The sequence below is a fragment of the Cupriavidus sp. 01L45 genome, assembly GCF_056399885.1.
The window spans coordinates 238,092-257,685 of sequence record NZ_JBFTSG010000001.1; the positions used below are offsets into that span (position 1 = coordinate 238,092).

The following is a 19,594-nucleotide window of genomic DNA, read 5'->3' on the forward strand; positions in this document are numbered from 1 at the left end:
TCGAACAACAAAATATGAAATACGCCCGGACGGTATCGGATGTCAGTGTTCAGCCTGCGGCCGTGCCGCGCGCCGGATGGCTACATTCGTGCCGGGCTCCGTGCCCGGCTTTATGCCAGCCAATTGCGTCAGCGTCATGGCAGACGCCAGCGCACCGGCAATCTCGATGAACGACCTCAGCACCGGGCTCACGCTGCCCGCTCCGGCCTCGCGCCACACCAGGCCGGTCTCGATATCGGGCCCGGCGTCGCGCAACGGCAGGTAGGACACACCGGTACGGCGAAGGTTGCAAAGCGACGCCGGCACCAGCGCCACCCCCATGCCGGCCGATACCAGGCTGACGATGGTCTGCATCTGGATAGCCTCCTGGGCAATGACCGGCGTAAGGCCTTCGCGCGCATAACAGCCCGTAATGATGTCATAAAACGCCGGCGCGCTTCGCCGGGGGAAGATGATGAGGGGCTCGTGCGCCGCATCCCTGAGGGAAACGCCTGCTGCCCCGGTGCCCTCCCCCGTCCCCGCGCGCCAGCCTTCCGGCACCGCCAGCACCAGCGGCTCGCGCACCAGCGGCAGATAGGAAACGCCATGCGGCATCGCCGGCAACTGCGGGCGGATCACCAGCCCGGCGTCGATGGTGCCTTCCATCAAGGCCTCCAGCTGGATATCGCTGGTGGCCTCGCGCAGCTGCAGTTGCACATTGGGATGGCGCGCGCGAAAGCGCCGCAGCAGGTCGGGCAGGATGCCGTAGTCGGCCGTGCTGACAAAGGCCAGCGAGAGCGTGCCGGCCTCCCCGCGCGCCAGCCGCTGGGCCAGCCCCGGCAGCGCGGCGGCGTCCGCCAGCACGCGCCGCACCTCGGGCAGCCATTGCTGGCCGGCCGGCGTGAGCGCCACCGAGCGCCGCGTGCGGGCGAACAGTTGCACCCCGATCTCCTCTTCCAGTGCCTGGATCTGCTGGGAAAGCGGCGGCTGGGTCATGGCCAGGCGCCGCGCGGCACGGCCGAAATGTAACTCCTCCGCCACCGTCACGAAGTAGCGCAGCTGGCGCAGGTCCACATGGGCTCCTGATATGTTTATCGACTCAATAAAGGTTGAATAATATATTTGACAGCATAAAAGGCAAGCGGCATGCTCTCGTCCACAACATGGCAAGAGCCTGCCCGGTCCCCGGCTACCTCGGGGCGCCCCTCGCAGGCCGGCACATTCCCCCGGAGATTCCCATGGCATACAACAAACGTTCGCAGAACATCACGCAAGGCGTGGCGCGCTCCCCCAACCGCTCGATGTACTACGCGCTGGGCTACAAGAAGGAAGACTTCGACAAGCCGATGGTGGGCATCGCCAACGGCCACTCCACCATCACGCCGTGCAACTCCGGCCTGCAACGGCTGGCCGACGCCGCCGTGGACGCCATCAAGGCCGCCGACGCCAACCCGCAGATCTTCGGCACCCCGACCATCTCGGACGGCATGTCGATGGGCACCGAGGGCATGAAGTACTCGCTGATCTCGCGCGAAGTCATCGCCGACTGCATCGAGACCGCGACCCAGGGCCAGTGGATGGACGGCGTGGTCGTGATCGGCGGCTGCGACAAGAACATGCCGGGCGGCATGATCGCGCTGGCGCGCACCAATGTGCCGGGCATCTACGTGTACGGCGGCACCATCAAGCCGGGCAACTGGAAGGGCAAGGACCTGACCATCGTGTCGTCGTTCGAAGCCGTGGGCGAATTCACCGCCGGCCGCATGAGCCAGGAAGACTTCGAGGGTGTCGAGAAAAATGCCTGCCCATCGTCGGGTTCGTGCGGCGGCATGTACACCGCCAACACCATGAGCTCCTCGTTCGAGGCGCTGGGCATGTCGCTGCTGTACTCGTCGACCATGGCCAACCCGGACCAGGAAAAGGTCGACAGCGCCGCCGAATCGGCGCGCGTGCTGGTCGAAGCCATCAAGAAGGACATCAAGCCGCGCGACATCATCACGCGCAAGTCCATCGAGAACGCGGTCGCGCTGATCATGGCCACCGGCGGCTCCACCAACGCCGTGCTGCACTACCTGGCGATCGCCCACTCGGCCGAAGTGGAATGGACCATCGACGACTTCGAGCGCATCCGCCGCAAGGTGCCGGTGATCTGCAACCTGAAGCCCTCGGGCCAGTACGTGGCGACCGACCTGCACCGCGCCGGCGGCATCCCGCAGGTCATGAAGATCCTGCTCAAGGCCGGCCTGCTGCATGGCGACTGCCTGACCATCACCGGCCGCACCCTGGCCGAGGAACTGGAAAACGTGCCGGACACCCCGCGCGCCGACCAGGACGTGATCCTGCCGATCGAGCGCGCGCTGTACAAGGAAGGCCACCTGGCCATCCTGAAGGGCAACCTGGCTCCGGAAGGCGCGGTCGCCAAGATCACCGGCCTGAAGAACCCGGTCATCACCGGCCCGGCCCGCGTGTTCGAGGACGAGCAAAGCGCCATGGACGCCATCCTGGCCGACAAGATCAATGCCGGCGACATCCTGGTGCTGCGTTACCTGGGTCCCAAGGGCGGCCCCGGCATGCCTGAAATGCTGGCCCCCACCTCGGCCATCATCGGCAAGGGCCTGGGCGAGTCGGTCGGTTTCATCACCGACGGCCGCTTCTCGGGCGGCACCTGGGGCATGGTGGTCGGCCACGTGGCGCCGGAAGCGTACGTGGGCGGCAACATCGCGCTGGTGCAGGAAGGCGACTCGGTCACCATCGACGCGCACAAGCTGCTGCTGCAACTGAACGTGAGCGACGAAGAACTGGCCAAGCGCCGTGCGGCATGGAAGCAGCCGGCACCGCGTTATACGCGTGGCGTGCTGGCGAAGTTCTCCAAGCTGGCTTCGACGGCAAGCAAGGGCGCAGTGACGGACTGAGGCTGAGTGCTTTGGCGCCGGAAAGGAAAAGCCCGCGAGCGATCGCGGGCTTTTTTTTGTGCGGCGGAGACTCGAACACCCGCCTGGCCTGTTCGTCGGCTTCGTTCCGTGCCTGGGGCTTTCACATGCCGCCCGGATCCCGCTCAATTTCTTCCAGCGTGGCATCCAGCCACTCCACCAGCCGGGCCTCCAGCGACTGCGTCAGTTCCGACGCCAGCTGCGCGGTCAGCGGGGCTAGCCGCGATTGCAGCGTGGCCTCCGTATGGGCCTCCACCACCTGCGGCCACTCGGTGCGAAAACGCATCATCACGCGCGTCAGCAACTCGCTGCGCACCGCGCGCAGTTCGTCCGCGCTGGGCGGCGGGCTGGCGTGGGCTGCGGCATGGGAAACCGAATAGGCACCGTCCCGGGCGGATGGGGTGGGCTGGTGCAGCGCGGGCACCTCGACGGCGGGAATGCCCGCCCCCGCCTCGCGCGGCACGACGACATGGGTCAGCGCACCGGGCCAGCTGATATCGGGAGCGGGCTGGGCATGGCTTCGGCCGCCAGCCTCGGCTTCCGACCGGGCGACCGTGCCCGCGCCCGGCCCGTCCTGCACCGGCGGCCTGGCGCCGTCGGCAGGCAGGTCGATCACCTCGGTCAGCAATGGAATGCTGTCGTTGGGCCCGATGCGCGGGATCACGCGCGAGGTGGTGCGTTCGGTCATGCGGCGTCCCCCTTGCCCTGGCTGGCCTGTGCGATATCGTGGTGGGCCAGCGCATAGCCACGTTCGCGGTAAAGGCGGAAACGCTCGCGCCCCGCGGCCCGGTCGCCGGCGTCGCTGCCGACCACCTCGATCATGCGCTCGAAACTGGCGAATTGCGCGGGCGTCTCAACACTGAGGTTGATCAGCAACTGGTGATGCGGGGCCTGGTCCAGCCTGGCTGCCAGCACGATCGGCGTCACGCCGGCATGCGGGCTGTCGACGCCGCAATGGGGCAGGAAATCCAGCGCGGAGAATGTCCACAAGCGCGCATCGAGCTGCGCCAGCTGCTCCGGCGCGCCGTGCACCACCAGCTTCTGGCCGGCGCCGTAGGCCTTGCGGATCAGCCGGCAAGCGTAGCCGAGCTTGTCGGGCACGTTGCTGTGGAAATCGATACGCGTCATGGGTGAAAACCAATCCTGTGAAGATGAAACCGGGCGGGCCGGCGCCGGAAGGCGGCGCCGGCCCCCCCCGCCGTCAGCCGGCGCGATCCATCAGGAACTGCGTCAGCAACGGCACCGGACGGCCGGTGGCGCCCTTGGCGGCGCCGCTCTTCCAGGCCGTGCCGGCGATGTCCAGGTGGGCCCAGTCGTACTTTTCGGTATAGCGCGCCAGGAAACAGGCCGCGGTCACGCTGCCGGCCGGGCGGCCGCCGATATTGGCCATGTCGGCGAAGTTGGACTTGAGCTGGTCCTGGTAGTCATCGTCCAGCGGCATGCGCCAGGCGGTGTCCATGGCCTTGCGGCCGGCTTGCAGCAGTTGATCCGCCAGGCCGTCGTTGCGGGCGTAGAGGCCGCTGTTGACGTGGCCCAGCGCGATGATGCAGGCGCCCGTCAGGGTTGCCACATCCACCACGGCGGCCGGCTTGAAGCGCTCCACATAGGTCAGCGCGTCGCACAGGACCAGGCGGCCTTCGGCGTCGGTGTTGAGTATCTCGATGGTCTGGCCGGACATGCTGGTGACCACGTCGCCGGGCTTGGTGGCGTTGCCGGACGGCATGTTCTCGCAGGTGGGGACCACCGCGATCACGTTCAGCTTGAGGCCCATCTCGGCCACCGCCTGCAGCGTGCCCAGCACCGAGGCGGCGCCGCACATGTCGTATTTCATCTCGTCCATGCCCTCGCCGGGCTTGAGCGAGATACCGCCGGTATCGAAGGTGATGCCCTTGCCCACCAGCACCACCGGCGCCTGTTTGGCCGAGGCGCCGTCGTAGCGCAGCACGATGAACTGGGGCGGCTCGACGGCGCCCTTGGTGACGGCCAGGAAGGCACCCATCTTGAGGGCTTCCAGCTGCTTGCGGCCCAGCACTTCCACCTTGAGCTTGTGGCGCTTGGCGATGCCGCGCGCGGTGTTGGCCAGGTAGGTCGGGGTGCAGATATTGGACGGCAGGTTGCCCAGGTCCTTGGTCAGCTCCATGCCGTTGGCGATGGCCGCGCCGCGCACCACGGCCTGGGCCGCCGCTTTGGCGTCGGCCGCGTCGACCGTCAGCACCACCTTGCGCAGGCCAGGCAGCTTGTCATTGCCGTTGCCGGCGCCGTTGCCCTTGGCGTTGGCGCGCTTGAGCCCGGGATGGCGCTCCAGCAGGCGGTAGCCGGCTTCGCGGATCAGCGTGACGGTGGTAACCAGGCGCCAGGCCAGGTCGCGGGCATTGCCGGCCTGCTGGGGCGCCTGCTGCTGGGCGAGGCACCACAGCACATTGGCGGCACGCGTGCCGGACAAGGCACGCAGGGAAGTGCGCACGGCTTCGGCGAATGCCTTGTCGCCGAACTCGGCTTCCTTGCCGAATCCCACCAGCAGCACGCGGGCGGCGCCCACGCCGGCCACTTCGTGCAGCATCAGCTGCGTACCGCGCTTGCCCTCGAAATCGCCGAGCTTGACGATGCGGGACACCAAGCCCTTTGTCGCCACGTCAAGTGCCTTGGCCACGCCGGCCAGGCTCTGACCTTCAAACAGGCCCACTACCAGGCAATCGGTCTTGGTCGCCAGGAAACCATTTTGGCCCGCTTTGCTCCAATCCAGGGCTTTTGTGCTAAATTCCATCGCGCTTCCTTCCAGGGGCTCGTCCACCACGAAAGCTCCTATTATCCGCGATTTGCTGCCGGCGGTCCGCTATGCTTGCTAGCAAGCACCTCCGGCACCGACATCGCCCGCGCCGGCCGGCAGCCCGGAACCGACTCCGCATGATCTTTCAACAAGCCTTGCGTCGCGAGCTCGCCTACACCGCCGGCGCGGTGTTCCTGGTCATGCTGACTTTCATGCTGACCTCGCTCGTCATCCGTATCCTGGGCATGGCCGCCAACGGCAAGGCCAGCCCCAACGACGTGCTGATGCTGATCGGCCTGGCCACCATCGGCTACCTGTCCATTTTGCTGTCGGCCACGCTGTTCATCTCCACCCTGATCGTGCTCACGCGCTGGTACAAGGATTCGGAGATGGTGGTGTGGTTCTCGGCAGGCATCTCGCTGCGCGACCTGGTCAAGCCGGTGCTGCAGTTTGCCGCGCCCTTCATCATCCTGTCGCTGCTGCTGGGTATCTTCGCCTGGCCGTGGGCCAACCAGCAGACCTCCTTGTTCCGCGACCGCTTCGAGCAGCGCGGCGTGCTGTCGATGATCGCCGCCGGCCGCTTCATCGAGCCGGCCAAGGGCAACTATGTGCTGTTTATCGAAGGCATCGACGCCGACATGAAGTACGCGCGCAATGTCTTTGTCGCCAACGCCGAAGCCGACAAGATCGGCGTGGCGCTGGCCCACCAGGGCCAGTTCCAGACCCTGCCGAACGGCGACCGCATGGTGGTGATGGAAAACGGCCGCCGCTATGCCGGCACGCCCGGCAAGCTCGACTACCGCATCGTCGAGTTCGACCAGTACGCGGTCAAGGTGGACAGCAAACCACCCGAGGCGGAAGGCGACATCCCGACCAAGAGCCGCGACACCATCGACCTGCTGCGCAACCCCACCAACGAGAACCTGGGGGAGTTGCTGTGGCGCCTGTCGCTGCCGCTGCTGGCCTTCAACTTCGTACTGATCGCCATCCCGCTTGCCTATGTCAACCCGCGCCTGGGCCGTTACACGCCGCTGGTCTTCGCGGTGCTGATCTACCTGACCTACAGTAACTTGATCAATCTCTCGCAGGCCTGGGTGCGCTCCGGCTCGATCCCGTTCTCCCTGGCCTGGTGGCCATTCCACCTGCTTGCCCTGCTGGGCGCGGTGATGCTGTTCCGCTACCGCCAGAACCGCAGCCTGGGAGGCTGGCGTGCCGTCTTCGGCCTGCCCCGCAAGGGCGGCAACACGGGGAGCCAGGCATGAGGGTATTGCGGGTCTACGAGCGCTATTTCGGGCAGCTGATCTACGGCGTTTTCGCCTTTATCCTGTTTGCGGTGCTGGCGCTGTTCGTGTTTTTCGACATGCTCAGCGAACTGGAGAGCGTGGCCGGACGCTACACCTCGCTGGTGGCGTTCTTCCACGTCATCCTGCAAGCGCCCACGCGCATCTATGAGGTGCTGCCGATCGCCGTGCTGATCAGTGCGATCTATGTCTTCTCGCAACTGGCCAGCCAGTCGGAATACACGATCTTCCGGGTGGCCGGCCTGAATACGCGCCAGGCGCTGTTCTCGCTGTTCAAGCTGGCGGTGCCGCTGGCCATCGCCACGTTTATCTTCGGCGAGTTCATCGGCCCCAAGGCCGAGCAATACGCGCAGAAGATCAAGCTGGAAGCACTGGGCGCCACCGTCTCCGCGGGTTTCCGCTCCGGCGTGTGGGTCAAGGACCGCGACCGCGACGCCACCTTGGGCCATGAGGTCACCCGCTTCGTCAACGTGGCCGGCCTGCGGCCCGACCAGAGCATCACCGGCGTCACCATCTACGAATTCGACCAGCAATACCGGCTCAGCGTGATCCGCGTGGCCAAGGAAGGCCGCTACCAGGGCAACCAGTCCTGGCAGCTCACCGGCGTCACCGAAACCCATTTCCTGGATTTGCCCAGGGGCGAGCCGGGCAAGGCCGACACCCTGGCGCCGGTCTTCCGCGGCGAGCAGCGAAGCGTACCCAGCCTGGCCATGCGTTCCGAACTGACGCCGCAGATCCTGTCCGTGCTGCTGGTGGAGCCCGAGCGCATGTCCACGCTGGACCTGTTCCGCTATATCCGCCACCTGCGCGACAACAAGCAGGACACCCAGCGCTATGAAATCGCCTTCTGGAAGAAAGTGATCTACCCGCTGACCCTGTTCGTGATGGTGGCGCTGGCCCTGCCCTTCGCCTACCTGCACGCGCGGGCCGGCGCCGTGGGCGTCAAGGTGTTCGGCGGCATCATGCTGGGGCTGTCGTTCCACCTGTCCAACACGCTGTTTTCGCACGTGGGGCTGTTGCATACCTGGCCGCCGATCGTCTCGGCGCTGATACCCGGCACGCTGTACCTGCTGGTGGCGCTTGGCGCGTTGCGCTGGGTGGACCGGCATTAAGACCCGCATCGAGGCCCGAAGATGACCGCGACCCCCGCCCCCCTTGCGCGCCAGGCCCTGGTGCTGTTCGGCCACGGTGCGCGCGACGTGCGCTGGCGGGAGCCGTTTGACCGGCTGCACGCCAAGCTGGCCGCTGCCTTGCCGGACAGCGCCGTGCGGCTGGCGTTCCTGGAACTGATGACGCCTTCGCTGCCGGACACGCTGGCCGAACTGGCTGCGGCCGGCGTTGCCGATATCAATGTGGTGCCGGTCTTTTTTGGCCAGGGCGGGCATCTGCGGCGTGACCTGCCGGCACTGCTCGACGACTGCCGCCAGCGGCTTCCGGGGGTGACGATCCGTTGCGCCACGGCGGTGGGAGAGGATGAGAGCGTGCTGGATGCGATTGCGGCCTACTGCGTGGGGACGCTTGCCAGCAGCAAAGTCTGACGCAGGCGCGCCACGAAAGCCCAAAGAAAAAGCCGGACAACGCCACCTACGTTGTCCGGCTTTTTCACATCGCGCCCACGATTCAGGCTGCGCGAGTTTCCCCGTACGACACGCCGCCATCGGCATCCTGCGGCACCGCCTCGCTGGCCCGCGAAGCCAGCGCCTCGCCAATCATCAACAGGCTGGGATGGGTCGGATCGATCCATGCCGCCGCCTCGCCCGCCGCCATCTGGCGCAGCGTGAACTGCCTGCTGCGCTGGTGCGCCGACGTCGCGGCCTCGACCACCCAGGCGGGCGTGGAAGCCGGCTTGCCATGCGAGATCAACTGCGCCGCAATGGACGCGGCCTGATCGCGGCCCATGTAATACACCAGCGTATCGGCCTTCACATCGGCCTCCACGTCGACCGTGTCGGCTGCCTTGGACTGCGTCGCAAAGGCCACGCTGCGCGATACGCCGCGCTTGGTGAGGGGCTTGCGGATGGCGGACGCGGCCGCCAGCGCGGCGGTAATGCCCGGCACGACCTCATACTCGATGCCAGCTTCTTCCAGCGCCTGCAATTCCTCGTCGGCGCGGCCGAACAGCATCGGGTCGCCGCCCTTGAGGCGCACCACGCGATCATGCTTGCGGGCCTGGTCGACGATCTGGCGGTTGATGAACAACTGCGCGGTGGAGCGTTGCCCGCACCGCTTGCCCACCTCGATCAGCTGCGCCTGCGGACACCATGCCAGCATCTCGGGCGACACCAGCGCATCGTGCAGCACCACCTGGGCTTCGCCCAAAAGCCGTGCACCGCGCACCGTAATGAGGTCCGCGGCACCGGGACCTGCCCCGATCAGGTAGACCTTGCCCATGCCATGCTCCTTCGCGTTCGCTTGATCAGTTCATTCGCCTTAAGCGAACGCACGGATCATGCCTGCGGCCACCGTGTGGTTGGTCGCCTCGTCGATCAGCACGAAAGCGCCGGTCGCCGGGTTGTCGCCGTATGCATCGCAGACGATGGGCTTTTGCAGCGAGATCTGCACCGAGCCGATATCGTTCAGGCCGATGTCGTGGCGGCCGGTTTCGTGCAACAGCGTGTGCACATCCAGCACGCGGTCCACAGACGAGACGCGCGCAAACACGCTGGCCGTGGTGTGCTTGAGCACGTACTTGCGGGCCGGGTTGAGCGATTCGTCGTCGAACCAGCACAGGTCGGCGGTCAGCTTCTTGGCCGAAACGCTGTCCGCGCCGGCGGCAACGAACATATCACCGCGTGACACATCCACATCTTCCGACAGGCGCACCGTGACGGTCTCGCCTACGCTGGCCGATTCGGCCACGCCATTGGGCGTCAGCACCTCGGCCACCACGGCATCGCGATTGGTCGGCAGCACGCGCAGCTTCTGGCCCACGCGCACGGTGCCTGCCTCGACCCGGCCGGCATAGCCGCGGAAATCGTCCGCCTGGGCGCCGTCCTGGCGAATCACCAGCTGCACCGGGAAACGCAACGCATCGTCGCCTTCGGACGCGGCTTCTTCCACCGGCAGCGCTTCGAGCAGCGGCAGCAGCGGCTCGCCCTGGTACCACGGCATGGCCTGGCTGGCGTTGACGATATTGTCGCCACGCAGCGCCGATACCGGCACGTAGCGCACGTCCTTCAGGCCCAACTGGGCAGCCAGTTCGGTGTAGGCGTCGCGGATCTGGTTGAAGCGCTCTTCGCTGAACTCGACCAGGTCCATCTTGTTGACCGCCACGATCACATGCTGCAGCTCCAGCAGCTTGAGAATGGCCGAATGGCGCTTGGTCTGGGCCAGCAGTTCGGCGCGGCCGTCGGTCACGGTCACGCGGGTGGCGTCGACCAGCACGATGGCGGCATGCGCGGTGGACGCGCCCGTCACCATGTTGCGGGTGTACTGCTCATGCCCCGGCGTGTCCGCGATGATGAACTTGCGGCGCGCGGTGGAGAAGTAGCGGTAAGCCACGTCGATGGTGATGCCCTGCTCGCGCTCGGCTTCCAGGCCATCGGTCAGCAGCGAGAAATCGATCTGCTCGCCGGCGGTACGCTTGTTCTTGGCCTTGGTCAGCGCGGTCAGCTGATCGGACAGCACAGCCTTGCTGTCATACAGCAGGCGGCCAATCAGCGTGCTCTTGCCATCGTCGACCGAACCCGCGGTGATAAAACGCAGCAGGCCTTGGTGTGTTGCTTGGGTGCTCATGTCAAATCCTTTCTTCTTCCCTCTCGCAGCGCTCGCTCCGGCGCATAGGCGGGAGGCAGCGCTAGGCGCGTGAGGGCGACGTGTACATTGGTACACGAGCACTCTCGCAACGACGCGATGTGCCCGCCTATGCGTCCGGGTTAGAAGTAGCCTTCTTTCTTGCGGCGTTCCATGGACGCTTCGCTCGTCTGGTCGTCCATCCGCGTCGCGCCGCGCTCGGTGATTTCGGTCACGGCCGTCTCGGCGATGATCTCGATCGGCGAGGCCGCAACGCTGGCCACAGGGCAGGTGCAGCTGATGTCGCCCACGGTGCGAAAACGCACCGAGATCACTTCGCTGACGTCGCCGTCTTGCTTCGGCGTGATCGGCGTGACCGGCACCAGCAGGCCGTTCTTCTTCACCACTTCGCGCTGGTGCGCGTAGTAGATCGGAGGCAGCTCAAGCTCTTCACGGGCGATGTACTGCCACACGTCCAGCTCGGTCCAGTTGGAGATGGGGAACACGCGCATCTGTTCGCCGGCGGCCATGCGGGCGTTATACAGACTCCACAGTTCCGGGCGCTGGGCCTTCGGGTCCCACTGGCCGAACTCGTCGCGGAAGGAGAAGATGCGTTCCTTGGCACGCGCCTTTTCTTCATCGCGGCGGGCACCGCCCATCAGCGCGTCGTACTTGTTGGCCTCGATGGTTTCCAGCAGGGTCACGGCTTGCGCGGCATTGCGCGAGTCGGTTTCCTTGCGCAGGCGCACGGTGCCGCGCTTGATGGAATCTTCCACATGGCCCACCACCAGGCGCGCACCGAGCTCGGCCACGCGCTGGTCGCGGAAAGTGATCACTTCCGGGTAGTTGTGGCCGGTATCGATATGCACCAGCGGGAACGGCAGTTCGGTCTTGCGGTCGCCCAGGCGGAATGCCTTGAGCGCCAGATGCAGCATGACGATCGAATCCTTGCCGCCCGAGAACAGCAGCGCCGGGTTGCGGCACTCCGCCACCACCTCGCGGATGATGTAGATGGATTCCGCCTCGAGCTTGTCGAGGTGATCGTTTTGCACTTGCAGCAGGTGCGCCACTTCCGGCGCGCCAGTCAGTTCGTTCATGATGCCCATTTCGTCTGGCCTCAATGCTTGATGTTCTGTTCGTGAAGCCCGCACTCTTTCGAGTCCTTGCTCTCCCACCACCACCGTCCGGCGCGCACATCCTCGCCGGCGCGCACGGCGCGCGTACAGGGCTCGCAGCCGATGCTGGGGTAGCCCTTGGCATGCAGCGCGTTGACCGGCACGTCATGCCGCTTCAGGTAAGCCCACACCTCGGCCTCGCTCCAGTCGGCGAGCGGGTTGAACTTCGGAATGCCGCGCGCCTCATCCATTTCCTCGAACGGCAGCTCCGAGCGCGTCACCGCCTGCTCGCGGCGCTGGCCGGTCAGCCATGCGTCCGCATGCGACAGCGCGCGGTTCAACGGCTCCACCTTGCGGATGCCGCAGCAGCTCTTGCGCAGGTCCACGCTGTCGTAGAACGCGTTCAGCCCGTGGTTCTTCAGGTAGTTCTCGATGGCCTCGGGGTCCGGCGTGAAGCGCTCGATGTCGTAGCCGTAGTGCGCCTTGACTTCGTCCAGCACCGCCAACGTCTCGGCGTGCAGGCGGCCGGTTTGCAGCGTGAACACGCGGATGCCCGCGCGCACCTGCTCGGAGCCGCGCAGGATCGCATCCGTCACCACCATGTCTTCGGCCGCCAGGCTGGAGGCAAAGCGGGCGCGAAAGAAGCTGCCGGCGATTTGCGCCAGGCGCAGGCCAAGCTCACGCTCCTTGGCTTCGAGATCCGCCACGCTGCCGGTGTACTCCGGCGCGGTCCACAGCGCCGGGGGACGCAGCGAAGAGACGGGAGCCTCGACGATAGCAATCTCGCTCATGCCGTTTCCTTGCCCAGCGCTTCGGCGCGGTTGCGGCGGAACAGCGGCAGCGGCTCGTCCACCGATGCCTGGTAGGCCACGGTGAATTCCGTGAAGCCCTTGATGGCGTCGTCGATGTTCTTGTCGGCGCGCACGGCGAAGGTGTCGAAGCCGCAGCGCTTCATGAAATTGAGCTGGTCGCGCAGCACGTCGCCGATGGCGCGCAGCTCGCCCTTCCAGTTGTAACGGGTGCGCAGCAGATAGGCGGTGGAAAAACCACGGCCATCGCGGAACACGGGGAAATCCACCGCCACCACGGCCACGCTGGCAAACGCGGCCTGCGCGTCGGCCGGCTCGTCTTCCGGCGCCAGCCAGATGCCGGTGACGTCGGCCGCGCGGCCAGCCAGTGCGCCGTCCTTGTGCGCCAGCCATGCGGTCAGCGGGAACAGCACGGCGTCCGTGCCTTGCGCGGCGGCGACGATCTGTTCGTCGGTCAGGGCCGCGCCCTCGGCACCGCGCAGCACGGTCCATGCGTCATCGATGATGACCGGGACCGGGTTGGCGCCTTCGCCGCGTTGCAGTTGAATAATCTTTGCCATGTCGTTTATCTCCGGTGCTCAGGCTTCGGCGCGTTCGCGCTGCTTGTCGGCATAGACGCGTTCCTTGAACGGGGCGATGCCGATACGGCCCAGCACGTCGATGAAGCGTTCGTCGTCATGGCGGTTGGCCACGAAGGTGTCGATGATGCGCGACACCACGTCGGGCATTTCGTCGGCCTTGAACGACGGGCCGATCACCTTGCCGATGGCGCTCTTGTTGCCTTGCGCGCCGCCCAGCGTGACCTGGTACCACTCCTCGCCGTCCTTATCCACGCCCAGCACGCCGATATTGCCCACATGGTGGTGGCCGCAGGCGTTGATGCAACCCGAGATGTTCAGCGAGATCTCGCCCAGGTCGTGCACGTAGTCCAGGTTGTCGAAACGCTCCTGGATGGCCAGCGCGATGGGGATCGACTTGGCATTGGCCAGCGAGCAGAAATCGCCGCCCGGGCAGGCGATGATGTCGGTCAGCAGGCCGATGTTGGCAGTAGCCAGGCCAGCCTTCCTAGCCTCCTGCCACAGCGCGTACAGGTCGCGCTTGCGCACGTCCGGCAGCACCAGGTTCTGCTCGTGCGCCACGCGCAGTTCGCCGTAGCCGTAGCGGTCGGCCAGGTCGGCCACCAGGTCGATCTGCGCATCGGTGGCATCTCCCGGGGGCGATGCCGGGCCGGGCTTGGTCGACAGCGTGACCGCGGCGTAGCCGGGCACCTTGTGCGCATGCACGCTGCGGCTCACCCAGCGGGCGAAGGCCTTTTCTTCCAGCAGGTGCTTTTCATACGAAGCATCGGTATCGGCCAGCTTGTCGTAGGCCGGGGGCGCGAAATACTGCGCCACGCGGTCGAACTCAGCCTGCGTGATGGTGGCGGGACCATCCTTGCTGTGCTGCCACTCTTCCTCGACTTCCTGCGCGAACTTCTCCGCGCCGATGGCCTTCACCAGGATCTTGATGCGAGCCTTGTACTTGTTGTCGCGGCGGCCATAGCGGTTGTACACGCGAATGGCCGATTCCACGTACGACAGCAGGTGCTGCCACGGCAGGTCGTCCTTGATCACCGAACCCAGGATCGGCGTGCGGCCCAGGCCACCGCCGGCCAGGATGCGCAGGCGCGTTTCGCCCTGGGCATTGCGGTAGGCGTAGATGCCGATATCGTGCATCTGCACCACGGCGCGGTCGTCGACCGAAGCGGAGATGGCGATCTTGAACTTGCGCGGCAGGAACGCGAATTCCGGCTGGAAGGTGCTCCACTGGCGCAGCAGTTCGGCCAGCACGCGCGGGTCCACGGACTCATCGGGCGCGACGCCGGCGAAGTGGTCGGTGGTGATATTGCGCACGCAATTGCCGGAAGTCTGGATGCCGTGCATCTCGACGCTGGCGAGTTCGGCCAGCACGTCGGGCACGCGCTCCAGTTCCATCCAGTTGTACTGGATGTTCTGGCGGGTGGAGAAGTGGCCATAGCCGCGGTCATACTCGCGCGCGATATGGCCCAGCATGCGCATCTGCTTGCTCGACAGCAGGCCGTACGGAATCGCCACGCGCAGCATGTAGGCGTGGCGCTGCATGTACAGGCCGTTCTGCAAGCGCAGCGGCAGGAATTCTTCCTCGGTCAGTTCGTCCGACAGGCGGCGGCGCACCTGGTCACGGAACTGGGCTACGCGCTCGTTGACGATGCGCTGGTCGTATTGGTCGTACTGATACATGGTGTGGGTCCGTTCAGTATTCGTTGAATTCAGGAGACGAGCTTGATGGCGACCAGCGTCAGCGTGGTAGCCAGCGCGGCGCGCACCAGCCGCTCGGGCAGCGCCCGCGACAGTTGCGCGCCCAGCCAGATGCCGGGGATCGAACCCACCAGCAAGGCCAGCAACAGCGTCCAGTTCACCGTGCCGAGCCAAACGTGGCCCAAGCCGGCAAGCGCCGTCAGCGGGACGGCGTAGGCGATATCGGTGCCAGCCACCTCGGCCGGCTTCATGCGGGGATACAGCAGGAGAATGAGCGTGGCGCCCACGGCACCCGCGCCGATCGAGGACACCGTTACCAGCACCCCGATCACGGCGCCCACCACCACGGTGGCAACCGCCTGGGCACGGCCTTCGAGCTGGAAGCGCGGGTTGCGTGCCAGCCACGCCAGCATCTGCTTGCGGAACAGGAGCGACAATACCGTCAGGATCACCGACACGCCGATGGTCAGGCGGATCGCGTGCAGCCACTGCGCGTTGAGTTCACCGGCGCTCTTGAGCACCAGGATGGCCACCACCGCGGCCGGCAGGCTGCCGATGCACAGGCGGCGCACCACCTGCCACTGCACATGGCCGTGGGCGCGGTGCGCCACCGTGCCGAAACCCTTGGTGATGGCGGCGAAGGCGAGGTCGGTGCCAACCGCCGTGGCCGGCGAGAAGCCGAACAGCAGGGTCAGCAGCGGCGTCATGAGCGAACCCCCGCCAACCCCGGTCAGACCGACGAGGACGCCTACTAGCAGACCGGAAACGGTATAGGCAAGAGACATTGGGGTTCACCAGGCCGGTGAGCGTCCGGGACTGCCTGGAAACGAGGCACGTGCGCGGAGGTTCCGACCGTTCATTAACAAAGTTCGAGAATCGTAATAAACTGGCCTCATATCTCAAACTAATAAGAAGTTGTTTGTTTATACGAACACGGATATATGAACCTGCACCAGTTCCGTTTTGTGCGCGAAGCCGTACGCCAGAACTACAACCTGACCGAAGCCGCAAAAGCGCTCTATACATCACAGCCCGGCGTCTCCAAGGCCATCATCGAGCTTGAGGAAGAGCTGGGCGTGGATATCTTTACCCGCCACGGCAAGCGCATCCGCAGCCTGACGGAGCCCGGCCGCCGCATTCTGGAGTCGGTGGAGAAGATCCTGCAGGAAGTGGAAAGCCTGAAACGGGTGGGCAAGGACTACGCCGCCCAGGACCAGGGCAACTTCACCATCGCCACCACCCACACCCAGGCGCGCTACGCCCTGCCCCGGGTGATCGCGGAGTTTACCAAACGCTACCCAAAAGTGCGCCTTTCAATACAACAGGGCAATCCGACGCAAATCGCCGACATGGTGCTGCACGACCATGCCGACATCGGGATCGCCACGGAAGGGATCTCCGCCGACAAGAACCTGATCTCCCTGCCCGGCTACCAATGGCAGCACGTGGTCGTCACGCCGCCCGACCATCCCCTGCTGGAAAAGAAGCACCTGGCGCTGGAAGACCTGATGGGCTACCCCATCATCACTTATGATCCGAACTTCGCCGGCCGCCCCAAGATCGACAAAGCCTTCGAGCTGCGCCACCTCAAGCCCGACATCATCCTGGAAGCCATCGACGCCGACGTGATCAAGACCTATGTGGAAATCGGCCTTGGCGTAGGCATCGTCGCCGGCGTAGCCTTTGACGCCGAGCGCGACCGCAACCTGCGCGGCATTCCCGCCGGACACCTGTTCGGCACCAATGTGACGCATCTGGCAGTCAAGCAAGGCGCCTACCTGCGCAGCTTTGTGTATACCTTTATTGAGTTGTTCTCCCCGACGCTGAACCGCAAGCTGGTAGAACAAGCCATGTCGGGCGACCACGAGGCGTACGAACTCTGAAGCACCCAATCCAGCGCGGCTGACCGGAACGCCACCAGCCGCGCCATGCCAGCCCTGCCAGGGCGCCCCGGCTTGCCAGCCGGCGCGCGGCGGGGCCGGATCGCCTTGAATGGCCAGCCCATGTTGGCCAGACTTATCCGCACAACCCCATTGGCCGCCATAAGTGGCCAGAAAGAAACTAATGACCGAGCAAGCCACCATCCACTGGACCGAAAACGGCGAAGAACGCAGCGCGAACTGGCGCTCCGAAGCCGGCGCGCCGCCGCCCAAGCGCGTCGTCATCGCCGACGACACCACCACCGGCGACACCGCCTACCGCCTCGCCTGCGAAGGCACCGCCATGCTCTGGCGCGGCGACTTCCAGAACGCCCGCCAGCTGCTGCAAGCGCTGGCCCGCCGCGCCGACAAGCCCAAGAAGGCCGCCAAGGCCTCCAAGGTGCCCAAGGCAAAGCCCACCCCGACCGAAGCCTTCCACCTGCACCGCCAGGCCCAGTCCCAGCGCGCCCGCACGCTCTCCATGCTGCTGCTGCCCTTTGACGCCGACCACCTGGTGCCGCTGCGCCGCTCGCCCGATGTGCGCGAGGCGTGCCTGGAAGCCTATGGGGAAGTCGATGCGCCGTATGTGGCATCGATGCGCGAACTGCTCGGACTGATCGGCGCGCACGAGTGGCGCAAGAAGGGTGTGGAGATTCCCGCGCTCGCTGAACGCATCCATCCGTACTACGGCGTCTTCTCGCCGGTGCGCGGCGAATACATCGATCTGGTCGCCAAGGCCCAGCTACCCGCCGGCGCCCTCAACCTCGCCTTCGACATCGGCACCGGCACCGGCGTGCTGGCCGCCCTGCTGGCCCAGCGCGGCGTCAAGCGCGTGATCGCCACGGACATGGACCCGCGCGCGCTTGCCTGCGCCAGCGACAACATCCACCGCCTCAAGGCGGCAGGCCAGGTGGAAGTGGTAGAGGCCGACCTCTTCCCGGAAGGCCGTGCGCCGCTGGTGGTGTGTAACCCGCCGTGGGTGCCGGCACGTCCGAACTCGCCGATTGAGCGCGCGGTGTATGACCCGGATTGCCAGATGCTGAAGGGATTTATTGCCGGGCTGGCTGATCATCTGGAGCCGAAGGGTGAAGGCTGGCTGCTGCTGTCTGATCTGGCTGAACACCTGGGGCTGCGTTCGCGGGACCAGTTGCTGGCGTGGATTGATGAGGCTGGGTTGAAGGTGCTGGGGCGGTTGGAGGTGAAGCCTAGCCATCCGAAGGCTACTGATATGACTGACCCGCTGCATGCTGCGCGGGCGGCTGAAGTGACTTCGTTGTGGCGCCTGGGTATTAAGTAAGCTGTAGCACGCTGACAAGCCGGGCGGCGCTCGCCGCCTCGGCTCAAAGACACCAGAGCCTCTCAACCTCCGCTCTGTTGTCTCCCCTCTCCCGTCTGCGGGAGAGGGGCGGGGGAGAGGGCGGGAGCTAGCAAGAGCGACGCGTCTCACCCTGCCACAAGCCCCCTCCTCCCCTACCTCAAAGCAATCCTTGCACCCGATTCAAAGCCGCATCCAATTGCCGCTTCAACGGCATCAGCAAGCAATGCAAACCGTGACTGTCTTCTACATCGTCACTGTCGTAATCCAGCAGTTTTAGAACGGAGCCGAGGCCTGCGCTTACGCGTAGCAGGTCGGCGCAGCCTTCCTGGGCGATGATCTGGGCGTCGCTGCGCAGAGCGTCTAGTTGGTACGCTAGCTCCTGCACGCTTAGCTTTGTGGGGGTGTCCGCTGGAAATGTGATGCGGATCAGGTCGGCGAGTAGGTCGGATTGCCGGGAGAGGGTGAGCGTGCGCTCGGGGTAATGCGAGACAGTTTGGAGAGCAAAGCAGTCGCTCCACCGCACGTCGTGCGGCTTGCTCAATGGCCGGTTGTGGCTGCCGGAAGCTGCCATTTGCGCTTGCCGCATGGCAGACAAGCAGCGGCCCCTCCTAAGGTGGGGTTCATTTGCCCCGGTATTCGTCCGTTTATCGTTGCGGGCCCGCATACCGTCAAGGCCCCTTTAACCCATCTGGAAGAAAGACATGAAGCAAAGCAAGATCGCCCTTGTTGCTACCCTCTGCGCCGCTGGCGCTCTATTGACCGGTTGCGAGACGACGAATTCGATCCCTTACAAGGCCTCCCCCGCCAATGTCATCGCCATCCAGCAGAGCCTGCAACCGAAGAAGGTCAGCGTTGCCGACGTCGGTCTGGCGCCGGGCGTCGATGAGAGCCCGCTGTGTCGTCTGAACGGTCCGGTAAGGGTAGCGCCGGGCAAGACGCCATCGCAGTACATCAAGGACGCCTTCCAGGAAGAGCTCCTGATGGCTCAATCCTATGACGTGAAAGGTGCCCCGATCGAGGGACGCATCGAAGAACTAAGTTTCAGCTCCGTGTCGCCTGCGTACTGGCAGATCACGATGGTCGTGAAGTCGACCGCTGACAAGGGCTATAAGGTCTCGGTCAAATATCCGTTCGACACGAGCTGGACTGCCGCCGGCGCGTGCAAAAACGTGGCTGACGCCTTTGGCCCCGCCGTGCAGGAACTGCTGAAGCAGGTTGTGACGAGCCCGCAATTCCCGGCACTGGCCGGGAAGTAAGGCGTTCTGCGGGACAGGCCCTCTCGCTTCGCTCCGGAGGGCGCGGCTGACATGCCGACGGCATGATGTCCGTTGGGCGGGCGCGTCACACTCCCGCGGCATGGCGGCTTGCGGCCGGAAGTTGCGTTTTTCCGTTATCGACCCCAATCCGGTCAGTCCAATTTCTACAAGCCGGCCATTCGTTCGTCGTGG

The 19,594-nt window shown here is 65.4% G+C and carries 19 protein-coding genes; 7 read left to right on the top strand and 12 right to left on the bottom strand.

Features of this window, described 5'->3' with window-relative positions:
* Positions 1-42 precede the first annotated feature (42 nt).
* On the bottom strand, positions 43-1,053 hold the full coding sequence (locus AC1DT6_RS01120) for a LysR family transcriptional regulator (RefSeq protein ID WP_441625373.1): 1,011 nt from the start codon (positions 1,051-1,053) through the stop codon (positions 43-45).
* A gap of 164 nt (positions 1,054-1,217) precedes the next feature.
* On the opposite strand from AC1DT6_RS01120, the gene ilvD reads away from it, so the two are divergent.
* Complete coding sequence (ilvD, locus tag AC1DT6_RS01125) at positions 1,218-2,891, top strand: dihydroxy-acid dehydratase (protein WP_441625375.1); 1,674 nt, start codon at positions 1,218-1,220, stop codon at positions 2,889-2,891.
* Between the two features lie 121 nt (positions 2,892-3,012).
* Here ilvD and AC1DT6_RS01130 read toward each other — a convergent pair whose 3' ends face one another.
* The 3 genes from AC1DT6_RS01130 to AC1DT6_RS01140 form a co-directional block, all read right to left on the bottom strand.
* On the bottom strand, positions 3,013-3,597 hold the full coding sequence (locus AC1DT6_RS01130; protein WP_441625377.1) for a hypothetical protein: 585 nt from the start codon (positions 3,595-3,597) through the stop codon (positions 3,013-3,015).
* The gene (locus AC1DT6_RS01135; protein WP_276289852.1) at positions 3,594-4,037 is read right to left on the bottom strand and encodes a DNA polymerase III subunit chi; all 444 of its coding nucleotides are present in this window, start codon (positions 4,035-4,037) and stop codon (positions 3,594-3,596) included. Before AC1DT6_RS01135 ends, AC1DT6_RS01130 begins: the two co-directional genes overlap by 4 nt.
* Before the next feature lie 73 nt (positions 4,038-4,110).
* A complete protein-coding gene (locus AC1DT6_RS01140) occupies positions 4,111-5,673 on the bottom strand; it encodes a leucyl aminopeptidase (RefSeq protein WP_441625379.1) in 1,563 nt (520 codons plus the stop codon).
* Positions 5,674-5,813: 140 nt separating this feature from the next.
* Here AC1DT6_RS01140 and lptF point away from each other — a divergent pair, with 140 nt between their 5' ends.
* From lptF to AC1DT6_RS01155, 3 genes are read left to right on the top strand one after another with little or no spacing between them, the layout of a single operon-like run.
* Entirely contained in the window at positions 5,814-6,938 is a 1,125-nt protein-coding gene (gene lptF / locus AC1DT6_RS01145; protein ID WP_276289850.1) for an LPS export ABC transporter permease LptF, read from the top strand.
* Positions 6,935-8,089, top strand: a complete 1,155-nt coding sequence (gene lptG / locus AC1DT6_RS01150) for an LPS export ABC transporter permease LptG (RefSeq protein ID WP_276289849.1) — start codon at positions 6,935-6,937, stop codon at positions 8,087-8,089. Before lptF ends, lptG begins: the two co-directional genes overlap by 4 nt.
* Before the next feature lie 21 nt (positions 8,090-8,110).
* Positions 8,111-8,515 carry a sirohydrochlorin chelatase gene (locus tag AC1DT6_RS01155; RefSeq protein WP_441625382.1) on the top strand — a complete coding sequence of 135 codons (405 nt, stop codon included), beginning with the start codon at positions 8,111-8,113 and terminating at the stop codon, positions 8,513-8,515.
* Positions 8,516-8,597: 82 nt separating this feature from the next.
* On the opposite strand, the gene cobA is transcribed toward AC1DT6_RS01155, so the two are convergent.
* The 7 genes from cobA to AC1DT6_RS01190 form a co-directional block, all read right to left on the bottom strand.
* Complete coding sequence (gene cobA / locus AC1DT6_RS01160; RefSeq protein ID WP_441625384.1) at positions 8,598-9,368, bottom strand: uroporphyrinogen-III C-methyltransferase; 771 nt, start codon at positions 9,366-9,368, stop codon at positions 8,598-8,600.
* Positions 9,369-9,407: 39 nt separating this feature from the next.
* A complete protein-coding gene (locus tag AC1DT6_RS01165) occupies positions 9,408-10,712 on the bottom strand; it encodes a sulfate adenylyltransferase subunit 1 (protein ID WP_441625386.1) in 1,305 nt (434 codons plus the stop codon).
* Between the two features lie 140 nt (positions 10,713-10,852).
* Complete coding sequence (gene cysD / locus AC1DT6_RS01170) at positions 10,853-11,815, bottom strand: sulfate adenylyltransferase subunit CysD (protein ID WP_441625388.1); 963 nt, start codon at positions 11,813-11,815, stop codon at positions 10,853-10,855.
* A gap of 11 nt (positions 11,816-11,826) precedes the next feature.
* Positions 11,827-12,615: a phosphoadenylyl-sulfate reductase gene (locus tag AC1DT6_RS01175; protein ID WP_441625390.1), complete on the bottom strand. Its 789-nt coding sequence runs from the start codon at positions 12,613-12,615 to the stop codon at positions 11,827-11,829.
* Positions 12,612-13,193 carry a DUF934 domain-containing protein gene (locus tag AC1DT6_RS01180; protein WP_441625392.1) on the bottom strand — a complete coding sequence of 194 codons (582 nt, stop codon included), beginning with the start codon at positions 13,191-13,193 and terminating at the stop codon, positions 12,612-12,614. Before AC1DT6_RS01180 ends, AC1DT6_RS01175 begins: the two co-directional genes overlap by 4 nt.
* Positions 13,194-13,211: 18 nt before the next feature.
* Entirely contained in the window at positions 13,212-14,891 is a 1,680-nt protein-coding gene (locus AC1DT6_RS01185) for a nitrite/sulfite reductase (protein ID WP_441625394.1), read from the bottom strand.
* A gap of 29 nt (positions 14,892-14,920) precedes the next feature.
* On the bottom strand, positions 14,921-15,694 hold the full coding sequence (locus tag AC1DT6_RS01190) for a sulfite exporter TauE/SafE family protein (protein WP_441625396.1): 774 nt from the start codon (positions 15,692-15,694) through the stop codon (positions 14,921-14,923).
* A 156-nt stretch (positions 15,695-15,850) separates the two neighbouring features.
* Between AC1DT6_RS01190 and AC1DT6_RS01195 the strand changes: the two genes are divergently transcribed.
* Both AC1DT6_RS01195 and AC1DT6_RS01200 read left to right on the top strand, forming a co-directional pair.
* Entirely contained in the window at positions 15,851-16,792 is a 942-nt protein-coding gene (locus AC1DT6_RS01195; RefSeq protein WP_477102999.1) for a CysB family HTH-type transcriptional regulator, read from the top strand.
* Between the two features lie 181 nt (positions 16,793-16,973).
* Positions 16,974-18,125 (top strand): 50S ribosomal protein L11 methyltransferase, encoded by a 1,152-nt coding sequence (locus AC1DT6_RS01200; RefSeq protein WP_441625400.1) that lies wholly within the window; start codon positions 16,974-16,976, stop codon positions 18,123-18,125.
* A 178-nt stretch (positions 18,126-18,303) separates the two neighbouring features.
* Here the strand turns inward: AC1DT6_RS01200 and AC1DT6_RS01205 are convergent, their stop codons facing one another.
* Positions 18,304-18,717, bottom strand: coding sequence for a DUF1484 family protein (locus AC1DT6_RS01205; protein ID WP_441625402.1), 414 nt, complete (start codon positions 18,715-18,717; stop codon positions 18,304-18,306).
* Positions 18,718-18,847: 130 nt separating this feature from the next.
* Here AC1DT6_RS01205 and AC1DT6_RS01210 point away from each other — a divergent pair, with 130 nt between their 5' ends.
* Positions 18,848-19,402: a hypothetical protein gene (locus tag AC1DT6_RS01210; RefSeq protein WP_441625404.1), complete on the top strand. Its 555-nt coding sequence runs from the start codon at positions 18,848-18,850 to the stop codon at positions 19,400-19,402.
* The last annotated feature ends 192 nt before the right edge of the window (positions 19,403-19,594 follow it).